Source organism: Amycolatopsis sp. WAC 04182 (assembly GCF_003947465.1).
Classification (GTDB): domain Bacteria; phylum Actinomycetota; class Actinomycetes; order Mycobacteriales; family Pseudonocardiaceae; genus Amycolatopsis.
On sequence record NZ_QHJJ01000004.1, the window covers coordinates 89,834 to 105,603 of the forward strand.

A 15,770-nucleotide genomic window follows, 5' to 3' on the forward strand; every position below is an offset into this window, starting at 1 on the left:
CGTGATCTGCCCACTCACCGGCGAATAGCGACGTTCCCGTCACGGCCGCCGGGGAATGTTGGAAGACTGTCGCCGTGGAACTCGTCAGTGACATCTCCCTGATTCGCGGAGAAGAAGAGCTGTTCGACCGGACGGCTCATCTGTTCGTCGCGGCGACCGACATCGCGTGCGCGGCCGACGACCTCTACACCTGGGCGCTTTCCCGGCCGTCGCTCACGCGGCAGGGTGAACGGCTGGTGCGCGACAAGCGGATCCGCAAGCTGTACCGCCCCGGCGTCCTGCTGAACGAGCAGACCGCGGAGCACCTGCATCACCTGTCCGGCCTCGGCGCGCAGATCCGGATCGGCACCGAGGAGATCAACGAGACGATCCTGCTCGACGAGCGGGTCGCGATCATGGCCGGCGACGAGGGCAAGGCGGTGCGCTCCTACAGCGTCATCTCGCGCCCCGAGCTGGTGCAGGGCATCCTGTCGCTGTTCGAGACCGCCTGGCTGGCGTCCACCACCCTGGAGACGTTCGACGCGCGGTTCGCCGACATCCGGATGGAGGCACCGCAGATCCTCGAGTTCCTGACCACCGGCTGCAAGGACGAGAAGGCCGCGAAGAGCCTCGGTATGGGCGTGCGCACCTATCAGCGTCGCGTCTCGGAATTGCTGGTCGCGCTCGGCGTGACGTCGCGGCTCCAGGTCGACGCGCGGGCGCGGGAACTCGGCCTCTTGTGAGGCGCTGGGCGGGGCTCGCGGTACTGCTCGCGCTCGCGGGCTGCACCACCGCGGTCTCCGGCACCGCCCGGCCCGAACCGGAAACCCCGCCCTCGAACCTCGCGCTCGTCGACCCGGCGCGGACGGCCTCCGTGCTCACGGCGGTGAAGACGGCCACCGAAGCGGTGTTCTCCTACGACAGCACGGCCGTGCCCGCCTACGAGAAGGCGCTCGCCGACAACCTGACGCCGGGCGCGCGCGACGAGCTGGCGAAACTGTTCGCCGAGGTCCGGAAATCGGCGGAACCGATCAAACTCGTGACGAGGGTGATCATCTCGGCCGCGGTCGACGAGACGCCGGACAAGGCGCGGGTGCTGACGGTGCTCGACCAGAGCAGTACCAGGGCGGGCGCCACCAGCAAGGGCATCGCGTCGGTGCTGCTCGCGACCGTGCGTGAAGGCGACCGCTGGCGGATCGGGAAGGTCGAGGTGAACCCGGCCGTGCCCTCGCCCGCGGCGGAGAAACCGGGCGCGGGCGACCGGGTGTTCGCGAGGGTGCGGGATTCCGCCCGCGACGGCGCTCTCCGCGCGGCGGAGGCGCTGCTGAACGTGGATCCGGCCGACCCCGAAGGTACCTACGCCCGCTACGAGTCCGTGTCGACCGGGCCGTTGCTGGCGCAGTTCCGGCAGGACAAGGCGGCGCGGCTGAACCAGATCCGGTCCGCGGGCACGAAGGCGTCGCCGTCGCCGAACCCGGCCGCCGCGGTCATGGAGGTCGTGGACGACAAGGCGAGCGTGCTGCTCTTCGCGACGACGGACGTCAAGGACGCGGCTGGGCAGGCGACGAAGCGATACCTGCCGATCGTCCTGCGCCTCCAGCGGCTGCCCGAGGGCTGGAAGGCCGCGGGGGTCGAATCGGTCCAACCCCTCCCCTGAACGCAATTCGTCCTCTGAATGCGATGGTCCGAGAGCGAACTACCGCGTTCAGAGGACGAAATGCGTGGGGTGGTCTAGCGGCCCTGGTTCGCCACGGCGGCCGCGGCCTCCTTGGCGGCCTCCGGGTCCAGGTAGGTCCCGCCGGCGGTGACCGGCTTGAGGTCTTCGGTGAGGTCGTAACGCAGCGGGATGCCGGTCGGGATGTTGAGCCCGGCGATCGCGTCGTCGGAGATGCCGTCGAGGTGCTTCACCAGTGCCCGCAGCGAGTTGCCGTGCGCGGCGACCAGCACGGTCTTGCCCGCGCGCAGATCCGGCACGATCTCGGACTCCCAGTACGGCAGCAGCCGCGCGACGACGTCCTTGAGGCATTCGGTCAGCGGGGCGGCGTCACCGAGGTCGGCGTAGCGCGCGTCGCCGACCTGGCTGAACTCGTCGGCCGGGTCGATCGGGGGCGGCGGGGTGTCGTACGAGCGGCGCCAGAGCATGAACTGCTCCTCGCCGAATTCGTCCAGAGTCTGCTTCTTGTTCTTGCCCTGCAGCGCGCCGTAGTGCCGCTCGTTGAGGCGCCAGTCGCGCTTCACCGGGATCCAGTGCCGGTCGGCGGCGTCGAGCGCCAGGTTCGCGGTCGAGATCGCCCGGCGCATCAGCGACGTGTGGACGACGTCCGGCAGCAGACCGGACTCCGCGAGGAGCTGCCCGCCCTTGCGCGCCTCCTGCTCGCCCTGCTCGGACAGCGGCACGTCCACCCAGCCGGTGAACAGATTTTCGGCGTTCCACGTGCTCTGCCCGTGACGCAGCAGCACCAGAGTCCCAAGCTCAGCCATGGGGTTCAGCCTGCCAGAGCGAGCGGAAGCGCCGGTCAGAGGGCCGCGCTTCGCTTTGTTTCTACAGAGAGTGCGTTACCCGCGAGTAACACCTTCACCCGTCCAGAAGACGGGTTGCCAACAAGTCCCGATCCCGGGAAATCAGGCTGCACTCCGTTATCCCCATTTTCCAAGTTCACTCGAACGGAGTAACCGGTAGTCTTGTGATTACAGGTGGAGATCTGACAGGTTGACTACGTCCCGCGCGGCCGGATTCCACGCACTCCCCGGTTCGACGCGGGTGACGACCGCGACTCGTCTCCCCCCTGCCGAGTCGCGGCGCCCGCCGGCCCCGTTGGCATCCCCCTCGTCACCGGGTCCACCTTGGCGGGAACTTCAGCGGGGCGGCTCGAGATCGCGACTCCCCCCTCCCTCGAGCCGTCCCGCCTGTTCATCTTCCGGGGCCCTCGTGAGTGGCAAGGGTGCCTCAGGTATCCACAGCCGGTGCGCCGGTGGCGGTTTCGTGTGACTGAACGGACGACACACGTGATTGAGCGGACGACTCGTGGCGGGCACCCCGCCGCGGTCGTGTCGTCCATCCAGTCACGTGTGTCGTCCGCCGGATCACGCGTGTCGTCCGTTCAATCACTTGACGGCATCAAGGGCCCTGGCCGTTCAGTCCAGCGGGGGCGCGGACGGCAGGTCCGAAGCGGTCGCCATCGCGGGCTCCGCCGGACGGCGCCGCTTGCGCAGCCACCACACCAGCGCGGCCGCGGGGACGCCGAAGACCAGCAGGAACGGCGCCATCGCGCCGAGCACGGTCAGCAGGCCACCGCCGAAGGTCAGGAACGCGTCCCAGCCGTCGGCCAGCCCGCCGAGGAAGCCGCTGCGGGACTGCTCCGCCGCCGCGACGGTCTCCGCTTTTACCTGCAGGGAAATAGTCGACATGGCGACACTTCCGGCCAGGCTTTCGCGCCGCTTCTGAAGCGACTCGAGCTCGGCCTCCCGGCTCGTCAGCTCACTCTCGACCGAGGCGATCTCCGAGACCGACGTCGCCCTCGCGAGCAGCGCGCGGATGCGCTCGACGCTCGCCCGTTGGGTGGCCAGCCGCGAATCGACGTCGACCATCTGCTCGGTCACGTCCGTCGCGGTGACCTCGCGTCTGACCTGCTTCCCGAGCTTCCCCAGCTGGTCCAGCACGCCGTCGAGACGCTCGGCGGGCACGATGACGTTGACCGACGCCCGCTTCTCCTGGGTGCTTTCCTGCCCCGTGTAGCCGGCGGCGCCCTGGGTGATGACGCGCACCTGCGAGATCACGTCGGCGACGTTCGGCGCGGTGAGCTCCAGGCTCGCCGTGCGCACCAGCTTGCGGTCGGTGATGCCCGGCTGCCCCGCCGGCGCCGGGGCCTTCCCCGAACCCGCCTTGCTGTCGGGTGCCTCCTTGTTCGCCGGCCCTTGGTTCGGCACGGCCTGCTTGGTGTCGGCGGACATCGGCGTCCCGGCGGATTCGCTGCTGCCGCCGGAATCGTTCGCCGAACAGCCCGCCAGTGCCAGCACGATGCCGGCGGCGGCGACCCATCTCATTCGCTTGCGCATCAAGACCGTCTCCCTCCAGTGTCGCGGAAAGAGACGGAGCCGGGCTCAGGCCCGTTGCACCATTCGGGTCACGAGTCGGTCAAGGCTCCGGGTTCGTGTCCGTTCGCGGGCTCGACGAGATGTTTGAACGCCTGCAGGTTCGCCAGCGACTCGCCGCGGGAAACGCGCCAATCCCACTCGCGTTTGATCGATTCCGCGAAGCCGAGTTCCAGCAACGTGTTGAAATCGCCGTCCGCGGCTTCGAGCACCTGCCCGAGGATCTTGTCCAACTCGGACTCGGTGACGGTGTCCAGGCCGAACCGGCCGACCAGGTAGATGTCGCCCATCGCGTCCACCGTGTAGTGCACGCCGTACAGCTTCGCGTTGCGGCGCAACAGAAACCGGTAAACGTCCTCATGGGACTCGTCGGGACGGCGGCAGACGAAGGCTTCGACGGCGAAAGCGTGGTCCCCGGCGACCAGCCAGCAGTTGGTCTGCAACTTCTTGGTACCGGGCAAGGTGACGAAGTACTTTCCCTCGCCACGCCTTTCGTATTCCAGGCCCGCATTGTCCAAAGAGGACCGCAAGGTCTCGTCGAGCGTCAAACCGCCACCTCCGCGCGCTGTTCGAGGGCACGCCGGAACGCGCCGGTCGCCTGAGCGTACGTGTCCAGCAGCCGGTCCGTCGTACGGCGCCAGGAGAAACGCCGCGCGTGGACGACGGCGTTGGCCGAAAGTTCGGCACGCCAGCCGGGCCGCAGCGCGACGTTCGCGAGCGCGCCGGCCCAGTCCTTCGGGTCGTGCGAAGGCACGAGCAGCCCGGAAACCCCGTGCGGGACCGCGACCGGCAGCCCGCCGACCTCGGCCGCGATCACCGGCGTCCCGCAGGCCTGCGCTTCGAGCGCGACCAGCCCGAACGACTCGTTGTAGCTCGGCACGGCGACGATGTCGGCCGCGCGGTAGACGTCGACCAGCGACTGGCCGGGCTGCGGCGGCATGAACCGGGTCTGTTCCTCGATCCCGAGGGAGACGGCCAGTTCACGCAGGGCCTGCGGCTGCTCCAGCCCGGTCCCGGACGGGCCGCCGACGATCAGCACCACCAGCCGCGACGCCAGCTCCGGCCGCTCGCGCAGCATTTCGGCCGCGGCCAGCAGGAGGACGTCCGGCGCCTTCAACGGCTGGATGCGGCCCGCGAAGGCCAGCACGATCGCGTCCTGCGGCAGGCCCAGCGCCCGGCGCGCGGCGGGCCGGGAACCGGGGGTGAACCGGTCGAGATCGACGCCCGGCGGGATGGCGTGCACGGCGTGCGGGTCGGCGTCGTACAGCTCGATCAGCTCGCGGGCCTCGACGCGGGTGTTCGCGACCAGGCAGTCCGCCTCCTCGACGACCTGTTCCTCGCCGATCACGCGGGTGCGCGGCTCCGGGGTGTCGCCCTCGGCGAGCGCGGCGTTCTTGACCTTGGCCAGGGTGTGCGCGGTGTGCACCAGCGGCACGCCCCAGCGGTCGCGGGCGAGCCAGCCCGCCTGGCCCGAAAGCCAATAGTGCGAATGGATGAGGTCGTAGTAACCCGGTTCGTGGAACGCCTCGGCCCGCAGCACCCCGGCGGTGAACGCGCACAGCTGCGCGGGCAGCTCGTCGCGTCCCAGCGGCTCGAACGGCCCGGCCGGGATGTGCCGGACCAGCACGCCCGGTGCCAGCTCGGCGACCGGAGGCTGATCCGAGGACGTCGCCCGAGTGAACACCTCGACCTCGACGCCGCGGCGCGCCATCTCGGTGGCCGTCTGGCTCACGTAGACGTTCATGCCGCCGGCGTCGCCGGTACCCGGCTGCTCCAGCGGAGAGGTGTGCAACGACAGGACCGCGACGCGCCTGGGCGCGGCGTCGAACCCGTGCAGGGGGATCGTCACCTGGTCAACACTCCCGAAGTCCTACTGATCGGCGAACCGGCGCAGTAGATCACCGAACTCGTCCGCCGCTTCGGCGAACGGCAGATGCCCCACCTCAGGTAGCCAACGCACGACAGCCCCCGGAATCTTCCCCGCCGCGTATTCCGCCGACGTCGGATCGATCACAGCATCCGCGAGACCATGGACGATAAGTGCCGGTTTGTCCAGATCACGAAGTACGTCCTCGCTCCCGAGGTCGCGCCGGAACAACGCGGAGCGCACCGCGGGCGGGGTGGAAAGGCACGCGCCGAGCAAGGACTGGGCGAGCGTGCCGGACACCGGGGCGGCGGTCATCCGCTCGCTGAACTGCACCAACGCGGGAATCGCGACCGACGGATCGTCCGCCAGCACCCCCGGGATGGCGTCGCGCATGGCGGGCCCGAGCTTGCCGCCGGGCCGGTTCTTGCCGATTTCTGTGATGGCGCCCACAAAAACGACGCCGCCGAGCCTCGACGAGCCGTGCACGCGGAGGTAGTCCGTGATCACCAGCCCGCCGTAGGACCAGCCGACGACGATCGCGTCGTCACCGGCGAAGTCGAGGACCGAGGCGAGGTCTTCGGCCCAGACCCGCGGATCGTCGTAGCCGGCGGAGGGCACCTCGGAATCGCCGTGACCGCGCAGATCCATCGCGACCAGGCGGAACCGCTCACTGAGCGCGGGATCCGCCAGCTGCGGCGCCCAGGCCTTGGCGGACTGGGCCCAGCCGTGCACGAACACGATCGGACGGGTGTTCTCGGCGCCCTCGACCCACAAGCCGATGCGGGTCCCGCCGTAGCCGACTACCTCGGTCTTCATGCCCGCACTTTAGGAGGTCGGCCGGGGTGGTCGTGAGCGCGATTCGGGTTCGCTCGGCCGGCCGGTGTCGCGAAAGCCACTTTCAGGACGTCTGGTGTCCCGAAAGTGGCTTTCGCGACATGGCGCCGGGCGGTCTCAGTAGCACCACAGCGGCAACGACTGCTCGTGAACGACCTTCGCACCCTTGGCAAGTACATGAAGGCCCCCTTCCTTGCGCCTGGCGCAAGGAAGGGGGCCTTCATGTACTTCACGCGAGCAAGGGCTACTTGATCGCCGAGAGGGCCTTCCAGGACTTCCAGTCGTAGAACCAGTCCTTGACGTCCGATTTGGTCGGGCTGCCCAGTTTCGAGCCGGTGATCTCGACCGGGTCGCCGATCATCGCCGTGTCGAAGTACTTCTTGGCGTCCGCGTCGAGCAGGTTCACGCAGCCGTGCGAGGTGTTGGCCTTGCCGATGTTCGCCGCGTTGTCCTGGTTCTCGTGGATGTACTCGCCGTTGTTCGAGATCCGGCAGGCCCACTTCTTGTTGACGTTGGTGTAGCCGTAGCGCGCGTTGTCGAACCGCGCCGTCGGCTCCTTCGTCATCACGATGAAGGTGCCGTTCGGGGTGTTGCGCTGGACGTCGGAGTCGAGGCCGTTCGAGCACGGGTAGCTCGCCGATTCCGACCCGCCCCGGTAGACCTTCATCACATGGTCCGGGGTGTTGATCTTGACCACCTGGTTGCGGCCGATCTTGAAGTCGGTGGTCACGTCGGCCTTGCCGTACGCGCCGCCGCCGAGCGCGACGCCGTAGAGCTTCGCCTCGACGCTGACCTTGATGTTCGCGGGCCAGTACTCCTTGGGCCGCCAGTCGACCTGCGTGTCCGACAGCCAGCCCCAGGAGCCTTCGACGTCCTTGTCGGTCTTCACCTTGAGCGCCTTTTCGGCGGCCGCCTTGTCCTTGACCGGGGACGCGAACTTCACGCTGATCGGCATCGCGACGCCGACCTCGGCGTCGTCGGTCGGGTTCAGCGTGGCGCGAACCTCCTTGGCGGGCTTGACCGTGCTGAACGAGCCCTTGAACTCGGCGGGCTTGTTGTCGCTGCCGGTGGCCTTCGCGGCGTAGGTGTACGTCTTGCCGTAGCCGAGGACCTCGGTGCTGGTCCAGGTGAGCCCGTCGGGCGAAAGCTCGCCCTTGACGTCCTTGCCGCCGTCCCCGGTGACCTTGACCTCGGTGAGCTTGCCGTCGGCGACCTTCACCACGACCGGTGTCACCACGGAGGCGTCCTTGGCGTCGGCGGCGGGTTCGGCGGTGATCTTCGCGATCGGGGCGGCGTTCTGCTCTCCACCGCCACTGCCTTCCGGCTGGGCGTTGCCGCCTTCACCACTGGAGCAGGCAGCGGCCAGCATGGCCGCCCCCGCGGCGAGCGCGGCCTTGAACACCGTGCGCCGTTCGATCACGTGAACCTCCCGTTAGCTCCCCGCGAGCCCCTACCCGCTCAGCGCTGGGAACCTCTCCGACGTTACCCGCGGCGACGGAACTCACCCGCCCCCCTCACGGAGATAGACGCACGGGGACGGCGTGGGGTTGTTCACCCTCGCGCAATTCGTGATTCAGAGCGAGCAGTTGATCAACAGAGGTTCCGGGTGCAGCGAAACACCGAAGCGAGCCTCGACGCCGTCGCGCACTTCGCGCGCCAAGGCGAGAAGGTCCTCCGTAGAGGCCTTGCCGCGGTTCGTGAGCGCGAGCGTGTGCTTCGTCGACAGCGAGACCCTGCCGCCGGGCCCTTCGTGGCCCTTCGCGAACCCGGCCCGCTCGATCAGCCACGCGGCGGACAGCTTCGTGCCGCCGGGCGCCGGGTACTGCGGCACCCGGACGTCCTCGCCGACCACGTCCACGATCCCCGCCAGCACCTTCGCCAGCCGCGCCTCTCCGATGATCGGGTTGGTGAAGAACGAGCCCGCGCTCCACGTGTCGTGGTCGTCGGCGTCCAGGACCATGCCCTTGCCGCGACGCAGGCCGAGGACGGCTTCGCGCGCTTCGGCCGCCGGGACCCGGTCACCGATCTCGACACCGAGCGTGCGGGCGAGTTCGGCGTAGCGGATCGGGGCGGAGAGGCCATCGTCGGTGACCTTGAAGCGCACGGTGAGCACGACGCCCGCGTCGGTCCCCTTCAGGATCGACGTGCGATAGCCGAAGCCGAGCTCTTCGGCGGTCAGCGTGCGGATCTCGCGGCCGGCACGGTCGTAGAGGTCCACTGAGACCAGGGACTCGGCGACCTCGCAGCCGTACGCGCCGACGTTCTGGATCGGTGTCGCGCCGACCGAACCGGGGATCCCGGACAGGCATTCGAGCCCGCCGGCGCCGTCGGCGACCAGGCCCTCGACGAAACCGTCCCAGTTCTCCCCCGCCGCGACCTCGACGAGATCCCCGTCACGTGTCCATCCGGTGGTGCCGACCTTCAGCACCGCGCCGTCGAAGCCGTCGTCGGCGACGACGAGGTTCGAACCGCCGCCGAGCAGCAAGACCGGCTCGCCCGCTTCGTCGGCCTCGCGGACCGCGTCGACCAGGGCCTGCACGGTCTTCGCCTCGGCATAACGCCGTGCCGGACCGCCGAGCCGCAACGTGGTGTGGTCGGCGAGGGCGGCGTGCTGAGTGGGAGTTTCGGCAGTGCTCACGCCCGTGAACGGTACTGTCTGGCGCCATGGCCTCCCGTATCGAGCACCGATCGACGTTCTCCGCAGACCTCGCGACCACGTTCGACGCGGTCGCCGGCGAGGCGGCGCTGCGGGCGAGGCTGGAGCAGATCGGCGGCGACGACGCGGAGCTGCTGGAGTACGCGACGGCCGGGGACGGCGTGCGCTACAAGCTGCGCCAGGGCATCAGCTCCGACAAGCTCCCGTCGGCCGTGCGGACGCTGCACCGGGGCGATCTGATCGTCGAGCGTGAGCAGACCTGGAAGACCGCCGGATCCGGCTACACCGGCACCGCGACGGCGTCGGTCTCGGGCGTGCCGGGCGAGATCACCGCGAAGACGTCGCTGACCGGCGAAGGCGAGCAGGCGACGCTGGTCAACAGCGGCGAGGTCAAGGTGCGGATCCCGTTCGTCGGCGGGAAGCTGGAAGGCGTGATCGCCGAACAGGTCACCAAGCTGCTGGAACGCGAGGCCGAATTCGTCGCGAAGTGGCTGGCCGAGCGCTGAAACCGGTCGGGGCACCGACACGGGGCACGACCAACCCCAACCGGCTCCGCCGCGTCGACCGCTGGCTCGCGAGCGACCCTGACGTGACCCGGCTGCTGCACCGCGCGGACGAACCGCTCGTGGTGGACCTCGGCTACGGCGCCTCACCGGTGACCACGGTCGAGATGGCACGACGGTTGCGCACGGTCCGGCGCGACGTCCGGGTGCTGGGCCTGGAGCTGGACGCCGAACGGGTCGCCGTCGCGCAAGCCGCCGCCGACCGGCCGTGGCTGGACTTCCGGCGCGGCGGTTTCGAACTCGCCGGGACGCGGCCGATGCTGGTGCGCGCGTTCAACGTGCTGCGCCAGTACGACGAAGCCGAGGTCCCGGGTGCCTGGTCGCTCATGCTGGACGCGATGACGCCGGGCGGGCTGCTCGTCGAAGGCACCTGCGACGAGATCGGGCGGCTCAGCACGTGGGTCGCGGTCGGCTCCGGCGGGCCACGCAGCCTGACCCTTTCGGTCCATCTCGCCAGCCTGGAACGTCCGTCCACAGTGGCCGAACGACTGCCCAAGATCCTCATTCACCGCAACGTTCCCGGCGAACGCGTCCACGAACTACTGTCCCTTTTGGACATCTGCTGGGCGACGGCGGCGCCGCACCAGAACTTCGGCGTCCGCGCCCGCTGGGCGCATACCGTCCACCTGCTCACCGCCCGCGGCTGGCCGGTGCTGAACCGGCCGTCGCGGTGGCGGCTGGGTGAGCTGACGGTGCCGTGGTCTTCGGTGGCCCCGGACTAGGAATTCACCGGTCGAACCCCGCTCCGTCACCCCAAAGCGACCTGCGGTGATCACCATGGAACCGTGGAACTGCTGGAGTACGTCACCGGGCTGCTCGAGGGCACGCTCGGATCGCCCTGGCTGTGGGTGATCGTGTTCCTCGTGTCCGGGTTGGACGCGCTCCTGCCGTTCATGCCGAGCGAGACCACCGTCATCACCGTCGCCGTCCTGATCGGCACGGACTTCTCCCAGCTGGCGCTGCTCGCGCTGATCGCCGCGCTCGGGGCCTGGCTGGGCGACTGTCTCGGCTACACCGTCGGCGCGGCCGCGGGTCCGCGAGCGCTCGCCCGCCTGCAGCGCGGCCCGGACGGGATCCGGCGCTACGAATGGGCGAAGATCCAGGTGCGGCGCAACGCCGTCCTGCTCATCCTCGCCGCCCGCTATCTGCCCGGAGGCCGGGTCGCGAGCGGGCTCGCCAACGGCAGCCTCGGCTACCCGCCGCGCAAGTTCGTCCCGCTGGACGCCCTCGGCGCGGGCATTTGGGCGGTGTACAGCGTCCTCATCGGTCTCGTCGGCGGAGCGGCCTTCGCGGACGAACCGGAGAAGGGCCTGCTGCTGTCCTTCGCGCTCGGCCTGCTGCTCGTCGCGGCGATCGAGGTCGGGCGGCGGGTGCGCGTCCGGATTCTGACCCGGCGCCGCGCGGCGGCCGGGACCAGCGACAATGGAGTCCGTGTCGAACCCTGAACGTCGCTATGTGATCTCCTTCGGCTGCCCCGACCGCACGGGCATCATCGCCCGTATCTCGGGTTTCCTCGCCGAACACGGCGGTTGGATCGTCGAAGCGGCGTACCACACGGATCCCGACACCGGCTGGTTCTTCACGCGCCAGGTCGTGCGCGCCGACTCGCTCCCGTTCGACGCCGCCGAACTGCGCACCCGCTTCGCCGACGTCGCGAAGTCGCTTTCGGCCGAGTCGAGCTGGCAGGTCACCGACACCGGTGAGCGTCGTCGCGCCGTGATCCTCGTCTCCAAGGCCGGGCACTGCCTCTACGACCTCCTCGGCCGGGTCGCTTCCGGTGAACTGGACGTCGACGTCGCCGCCGTCATCGGCAACCACGCTTCACTGGGCGACATCACCCGCGCGCACGGCATCCCGTTCCACCACGTGCCGTTCCCCGCCGGCGACGCCACCGCCAAGGCGTCCGCCTTCGCCGAAGTGCGGAAACTCGTCGACGAGCACGACCCGCACGCCGTCGTCCTCGCCCGGTTCATGCAGGTCCTGCCGCCGGAACTGTGCGAGGCGTGGGCCGGTCGGGCGCTCAACATCCACCACAGCTTCCTGCCGTCGTTCGTCGGCGCGCGGCCGTATCACCAGGCCCACGCGCGCGGGGTGAAGCTCATCGGCGCGACCTGCCACTACGTCACCGCGGACCTCGACGCGGGCCCGATCGTCGACCAGGACGTCATCCGCGTCGACCACGGCGACTCCGTCGAAGACATGGTCCGCAAGGGCCGCGACATCGAAAAAGTGACGCTGGCGCGCGGGCTGCGGTGGCACCTCGAAGGCCGCGTGCTGGTGCACGGGAACCGAACTGTCGTCTTCTGATGGTTGACTGGGGTCCATGGGGACTTCAGAGATCAAAGTGATCGAGACGCGCGAAGCGCTGCGTGAGCACCTCGGCCACCCGGCCGAGCGCACCAAGGGGAAGATCATCCCCTTCCTCGACCAGCACGCGCGCACGCTGATCGAGCACTCGCCGTTCTACCTGCTGGCGACGGCGTCGTCCGACGGGACCTGTGACGTCTCCCCGCGCGGCGACCCGGCCGGTTCGGTGAAGGTGCTCGACGACAAGACGCTGGTGCTGGCGGACCGGCCGGGCAACAAGCTGCTCGACAGCCAGACCAACATCCTCGAGAACCCGCACGCCGGGCTGCTGTTCCTGATCCCGGGGATGAACGAGACGCTGCGGATCAACGGCCGCGCGAAACTCGTCGCGGACGCGCCGTTCTTCGACGACCTCGTGGTCAAGGGGAAGCGGCCCGCGCTGGCGATCATGGTCGAGGTCGAAGAGCTGTACATGCACTGCGCCAAGGCTTTCCTGCGGTCCTCGCTGTGGAAGCCGGAAACCTGGCCGGAGCGGGCCGGCCTGCCGACCGCCGGTCAGATCTTCCGCGACCAGATGAAGCTGGACATGTCGGCGGAAGCGCTGGACGCCGCGCTGACCGAAGGCGCGCTCACCACCCAGTACTGAGCCTCACGCGTGCTAGGAAAGGACCGTTCCTTGCAAAATTTGCAAGGAACGGTCCTTTCATTGCACGCGAGGCAGGGTCAGACGCGGACCAGCATCTTGCCGGTGTTCGCCCCGCCCAGCAGGTCGAGGAAGGCCTGCGGTGCGTTGCGGATACCGTCCACAATGGTCTCCGAGTACTTGAGCTCACCGGAGGCGACCAGCGGCGCGACCTCCTTCACGAACTGCGGCTGCAGCGCGAAGTGGTCGCCGACCAGCATGCCGCGCATGGTGAACCGCTTCGCGATGATCGACGCGAGATTCCGCGGCGCCGCGGCCGGTTCGGTGTTGTTGTAGACCGAGATCATCCCGCAGATCGCCATCCGGCCGTGCAGGTTGATCGAGTCGATGGCCGCTTCGAGGTGCTCGCCGCCGACGTTGTCGAAGTACACGTCGATGCCCTCGGGCGCGGCCGCGCGCAGCTGCTCGGCGACCGGGGCGTCCTTGTAGTTGAACGCCGCGTCGAAGCCCAGTTCGTCGGTCAGCCACTTGACCTTTTCGTCGGTGCCCGCGCTGCCGATGACGCGCTTCGCGCCCTTCAGCTTCGCCAGCTGACCGACGACGGAACCGACCGCGCCCGCCGCGCCGGACACGAAGACGGTGTCGCCCTCCTTGAACTCCGCGACGTCGAGCAGGCCGGCGTACGCGGTGAGCCCGGTCATGCCGAGGACGCCGAGGTACGCGGTGATCGGCGCGGCCTCGGGGTCGACCTTCACCGCGTGCTTCGCGTCGACGACGGCGTGGGAGCGCCAGCCGAGGCCGTGCAGCACGATGTCACCCGGCCGGAAACCGTCCACGGTGGACTCGACCACTTCACCGACGGCGCCGCCGTGCATGACCTTGCCGACCTCGTACGGTTCGGCGTAGGACTTCGCGCTGCTCATCCGGCCGCGCATGTACGGGTCCACGCTCAGCACCTGGTTGCGGACCAGGATCTGTCCCTCGCCGGGCACCGGGATCTCGACGTCGGCGATTTCGAAGTTCTCGAGCGTGGGGACGCCGTGCGGACGGGAGGCGAGCCGGATCTCGGTTGCGTTCACGAGGTAACTCCAAGTCTGTTGCCCAAGCGGGGCGATCGCCCCGTATTCACGACCGGTACAACGAGGGAACCGGGGCGACCATTCCGGTTGTGGCGAGTACTACACGACCTCGGCGAGTTTGCCGAGCACGCCCTCGTAGATCCGCTTGAGCCCACCGGGCGCGAAGGTCTTCTCGAAGAAGCCGCCGATGCCGCCGGCGCCGTCCCAGGTCGTCTCGATGCGGACGACGCTGCCGTCCGGCACCTCGCGGACGGTCCAGGTGGTGACCATGCTGGAGTTCGCGTCGGTTTCGACGAGGGTGCCTTCGGACGGCTCGGTCACCGTCGCGGCGACGTCACGTACACGCTTCGAGGTGGCCTGCAGCTTCCAGCGCGCCTTCGTGCCCGCGCCGACACCGCCTTCGGTGACCTCGTAGTCGCGGTAGTGCTCGGTCAGCAGCTTCGGCCGGGTTTCGGCGTAGTCCGCGACGAGCGCCCTGACCTTGTCCGCCGGCGCCTCGATGGTGCGCTCCGCGATGGCCGTGACCTTTCCCATCCCACTCCCTTTCACCCGTGGTGCAACGACAGCGTCCACGATTCCACCGGCGCTCGCAGCGGGAGCGAGCGCCCCTCCCCCAACTGCGATGAAGGGGCCTTTCATAGCAAAATTTGCTATGAAAGGCCCCTTCATCTCACGTGTGAAGAGCCTCAGATGAGGGACTTCTCCTTCAGCCAGTCCTTCGCGACGTCCGCCGGCTTCTCGCCGTCCGAGTCGACGCGCTTGTTCAGCTCACGCAGCTGCACGGTGTCGAGGGCCTTGCTCACGGCGTTGACCGTGGCCACGAAGTCGGCGCCGCGCTCGTCGAGGACCTTCTTGCTCACCGCGGGCACGACGTTCTCGGTCGGCACGATGGCGAGGTCGTCCTCCAGCGCGACGAACTGCGGGTCGCCGACGAGCGGGCTCACCGAGTCGATCGGGATGACGGTGACCTTGCCGGACCGCAGTTGCTCGACGCGCGGGCCCGCTTCCTGCACGGTCTGGAACGTGGCCTTCAGTTTGTAGACGTCCGTGAAGCCCTTGAAGCAGGGAAGCCGCTTCTCGCACTCCGGGCCACCCGCGACGATGACGTTGTCGACCTTGGACAGGTCGCTGATCTTCGCGAGACCCTTCTCCTTGGCGAGGTCGGCCTTCACGATGTAGGTGTTCTTGTCCTCGGCGGGCGAGTAGTCCAGCAGGCCGATGCCCTCGGGCTCGAACAGCTTCTTGAGTTGTTCGTGCTCGCCCGCCGCGTCCTTCGCGGCCTCCTTGCCGAAGCCGGTGGTGATGGCGGCGCCCTGGTATTCCGGGATGAACTGGAGTTCGCCGGATTTCAGTGCCGGGTAGATCAGTTCGCGCGAACCGAGGTTCAGCTTGCGGGTGATCGGGAAACCCTCGGCCTCCAACGCGTTCGCGTACAGCTCGGCGAGGATCACGCTGTCGGTGAAGTTGAAGGACGCCACCACGATCGGCGCCCCGCCCTTGCTCGGTGCGGCCGGGGCCGCCGCGTCGTCTCCGCCCCCACAGGCGGTCATACCGAGGATCGCGGCGGCGAGCACCGCGCCCACTCGAACATTCCGTGTCCAGCGCACGTGCACACACTCCTATGACTTGTCAGAGGAAAGAACCGTATCCCCGGCCCCCGACAAGAATCCACATTTTGAGAGTTGCACCCCGTCCGCTCCCAGAGAACGGAATCCGGCCGCCCGAACGGGGTAAGGTCGGCCGGTGCGAG

General features: G+C 68.8%; 17 protein-coding genes. 7 read left to right on the forward strand and 10 right to left on the reverse strand.

The window, feature by feature from the left end:
• Positions 1 to 74: 74 nt before the first annotated feature.
• Positions 75 to 722, forward strand: coding sequence for a hypothetical protein (locus DMH01_RS20560; RefSeq protein ID WP_034310555.1), 648 nt, complete (start codon positions 75 to 77; stop codon positions 720 to 722).
• The gene (locus DMH01_RS20565; protein WP_125678917.1) at positions 719 to 1,636 is read left to right on the forward strand and encodes a hypothetical protein; all 918 of its coding nucleotides are present in this window, start codon (positions 719 to 721) and stop codon (positions 1,634 to 1,636) included. The genes DMH01_RS20560 and DMH01_RS20565 overlap by 4 nt, the downstream gene beginning before the upstream one ends.
• A gap of 74 nt (positions 1,637 to 1,710) precedes the next feature.
• On the opposite strand, the gene DMH01_RS20570 is transcribed toward DMH01_RS20565, so the two are convergent.
• From DMH01_RS20570 to DMH01_RS20600, 7 genes are all read right to left on the reverse strand, one after another.
• Positions 1,711 to 2,460: a phosphoglyceromutase gene (locus tag DMH01_RS20570; protein WP_125678918.1), complete on the reverse strand. Its 750-nt coding sequence runs from the start codon at positions 2,458 to 2,460 to the stop codon at positions 1,711 to 1,713.
• 654 nt (positions 2,461 to 3,114) lie between these two features.
• Positions 3,115 to 4,035, reverse strand: coding sequence for a DUF4349 domain-containing protein (locus DMH01_RS20575; RefSeq protein WP_125678919.1), 921 nt, complete (start codon positions 4,033 to 4,035; stop codon positions 3,115 to 3,117).
• A 68-nt stretch (positions 4,036 to 4,103) separates the two neighbouring features.
• On the reverse strand, positions 4,104 to 4,619 hold the full coding sequence (locus DMH01_RS20580) for a YbjN domain-containing protein (RefSeq protein ID WP_125678920.1): 516 nt from the start codon (positions 4,617 to 4,619) through the stop codon (positions 4,104 to 4,106).
• A complete protein-coding gene (mshA, locus tag DMH01_RS20585) occupies positions 4,616 to 5,920 on the reverse strand; it encodes a D-inositol-3-phosphate glycosyltransferase (protein ID WP_125678921.1) in 1,305 nt (434 codons plus the stop codon). The genes DMH01_RS20580 and mshA overlap by 4 nt, the downstream gene beginning before the upstream one ends.
• 21 nt (positions 5,921 to 5,941) lie before the next feature.
• A complete protein-coding gene (locus tag DMH01_RS20590) occupies positions 5,942 to 6,754 on the reverse strand; it encodes an alpha/beta fold hydrolase (protein WP_125678922.1) in 813 nt (270 codons plus the stop codon).
• Positions 6,755 to 7,016: 262 nt separating this feature from the next.
• Positions 7,017 to 8,192: an Ig-like domain-containing protein gene (locus DMH01_RS20595; RefSeq protein WP_125678923.1), complete on the reverse strand. Its 1,176-nt coding sequence runs from the start codon at positions 8,190 to 8,192 to the stop codon at positions 7,017 to 7,019.
• 153 nt (positions 8,193 to 8,345) lie between these two features.
• On the reverse strand, positions 8,346 to 9,410 hold the full coding sequence (locus tag DMH01_RS20600) for a UDP-N-acetylmuramate dehydrogenase (protein ID WP_125678924.1): 1,065 nt from the start codon (positions 9,408 to 9,410) through the stop codon (positions 8,346 to 8,348).
• A 26-nt stretch (positions 9,411 to 9,436) separates the two neighbouring features.
• On the opposite strand from DMH01_RS20600, the gene DMH01_RS20605 reads away from it, so the two are divergent.
• The 5 genes from DMH01_RS20605 (at position 9,437) to DMH01_RS20625 (ending at position 12,944) form a co-directional block, all read left to right on the forward strand.
• A complete protein-coding gene (locus tag DMH01_RS20605) occupies positions 9,437 to 9,934 on the forward strand; it encodes a DUF2505 domain-containing protein (protein ID WP_125678925.1) in 498 nt (165 codons plus the stop codon).
• Positions 9,916 to 10,713 (forward strand): class I SAM-dependent methyltransferase, encoded by a 798-nt coding sequence (locus DMH01_RS20610; RefSeq protein ID WP_125678926.1) that lies wholly within the window; start codon positions 9,916 to 9,918, stop codon positions 10,711 to 10,713. Before DMH01_RS20605 ends, DMH01_RS20610 begins: the two co-directional genes overlap by 19 nt.
• Positions 10,714 to 10,776: 63 nt before the next feature.
• Positions 10,777 to 11,436: a DedA family protein gene (locus DMH01_RS20615; RefSeq protein ID WP_125678927.1), complete on the forward strand. Its 660-nt coding sequence runs from the start codon at positions 10,777 to 10,779 to the stop codon at positions 11,434 to 11,436.
• Complete coding sequence (purU, locus tag DMH01_RS20620; protein ID WP_199745573.1) at positions 11,414 to 12,298, forward strand: formyltetrahydrofolate deformylase; 885 nt, start codon at positions 11,414 to 11,416, stop codon at positions 12,296 to 12,298. The genes DMH01_RS20615 and purU overlap by 23 nt, the downstream gene beginning before the upstream one ends.
• A gap of 16 nt (positions 12,299 to 12,314) precedes the next feature.
• Positions 12,315 to 12,944 (forward strand): pyridoxamine 5'-phosphate oxidase family protein, encoded by a 630-nt coding sequence (locus DMH01_RS20625; RefSeq protein WP_125678929.1) that lies wholly within the window; start codon positions 12,315 to 12,317, stop codon positions 12,942 to 12,944.
• Positions 12,945 to 13,021: 77 nt separating this feature from the next.
• Here the strand turns inward: DMH01_RS20625 and DMH01_RS20630 are convergent, their stop codons facing one another.
• From DMH01_RS20630 to DMH01_RS20640, 3 genes are all read right to left on the reverse strand, one after another.
• Entirely contained in the window at positions 13,022 to 14,020 is a 999-nt protein-coding gene (locus DMH01_RS20630) for an NADP-dependent oxidoreductase (protein WP_125678930.1), read from the reverse strand.
• Positions 14,021 to 14,119: 99 nt separating this feature from the next.
• Positions 14,120 to 14,554: an SRPBCC family protein gene (locus DMH01_RS20635; RefSeq protein ID WP_034310528.1), complete on the reverse strand. Its 435-nt coding sequence runs from the start codon at positions 14,552 to 14,554 to the stop codon at positions 14,120 to 14,122.
• A 152-nt stretch (positions 14,555 to 14,706) separates the two neighbouring features.
• Entirely contained in the window at positions 14,707 to 15,603 is an 897-nt protein-coding gene (locus DMH01_RS20640) for an ABC transporter substrate-binding protein (RefSeq protein ID WP_199745574.1), read from the reverse strand.
• Positions 15,604 to 15,770 lie beyond the last annotated feature (167 nt).

What these genes read in the sequence shown, in the direction of transcription:
- DMH01_RS20570 (WP_125678918.1), bottom strand. Translation starts at nt 2,460, where the DNA reads ATGGCTGAGCTTGGGACTCTGGTGCTGCTGCGTCACGGGCAGAGCACG.
- DMH01_RS20575 (WP_125678919.1), bottom strand. Translation starts at nt 4,035, where the DNA reads ATGCGCAAGCGAATGAGATGGGTCGCCGCCGCCGGCATCGTGCTGGCA.
- DMH01_RS20590 (WP_125678922.1), bottom strand. Translation starts at nt 6,754, where the DNA reads ATGAAGACCGAGGTAGTCGGCTACGGCGGGACCCGCATCGGCTTGTGG.
- DMH01_RS20605 (WP_125678925.1), top strand. Translation starts at nt 9,437, where the DNA reads ATGGCCTCCCGTATCGAGCACCGATCGACGTTCTCCGCAGACCTCGCG.
- purU (WP_199745573.1), top strand. Translation starts at nt 11,414, where the DNA reads ATGGAGTCCGTGTCGAACCCTGAACGTCGCTATGTGATCTCCTTCGGC.
- DMH01_RS20625 (WP_125678929.1), top strand. Translation starts at nt 12,315, where the DNA reads ATGGGGACTTCAGAGATCAAAGTGATCGAGACGCGCGAAGCGCTGCGT.
- DMH01_RS20635 (WP_034310528.1), bottom strand. Translation starts at nt 14,554, where the DNA reads ATGGGAAAGGTCACGGCCATCGCGGAGCGCACCATCGAGGCGCCGGCG.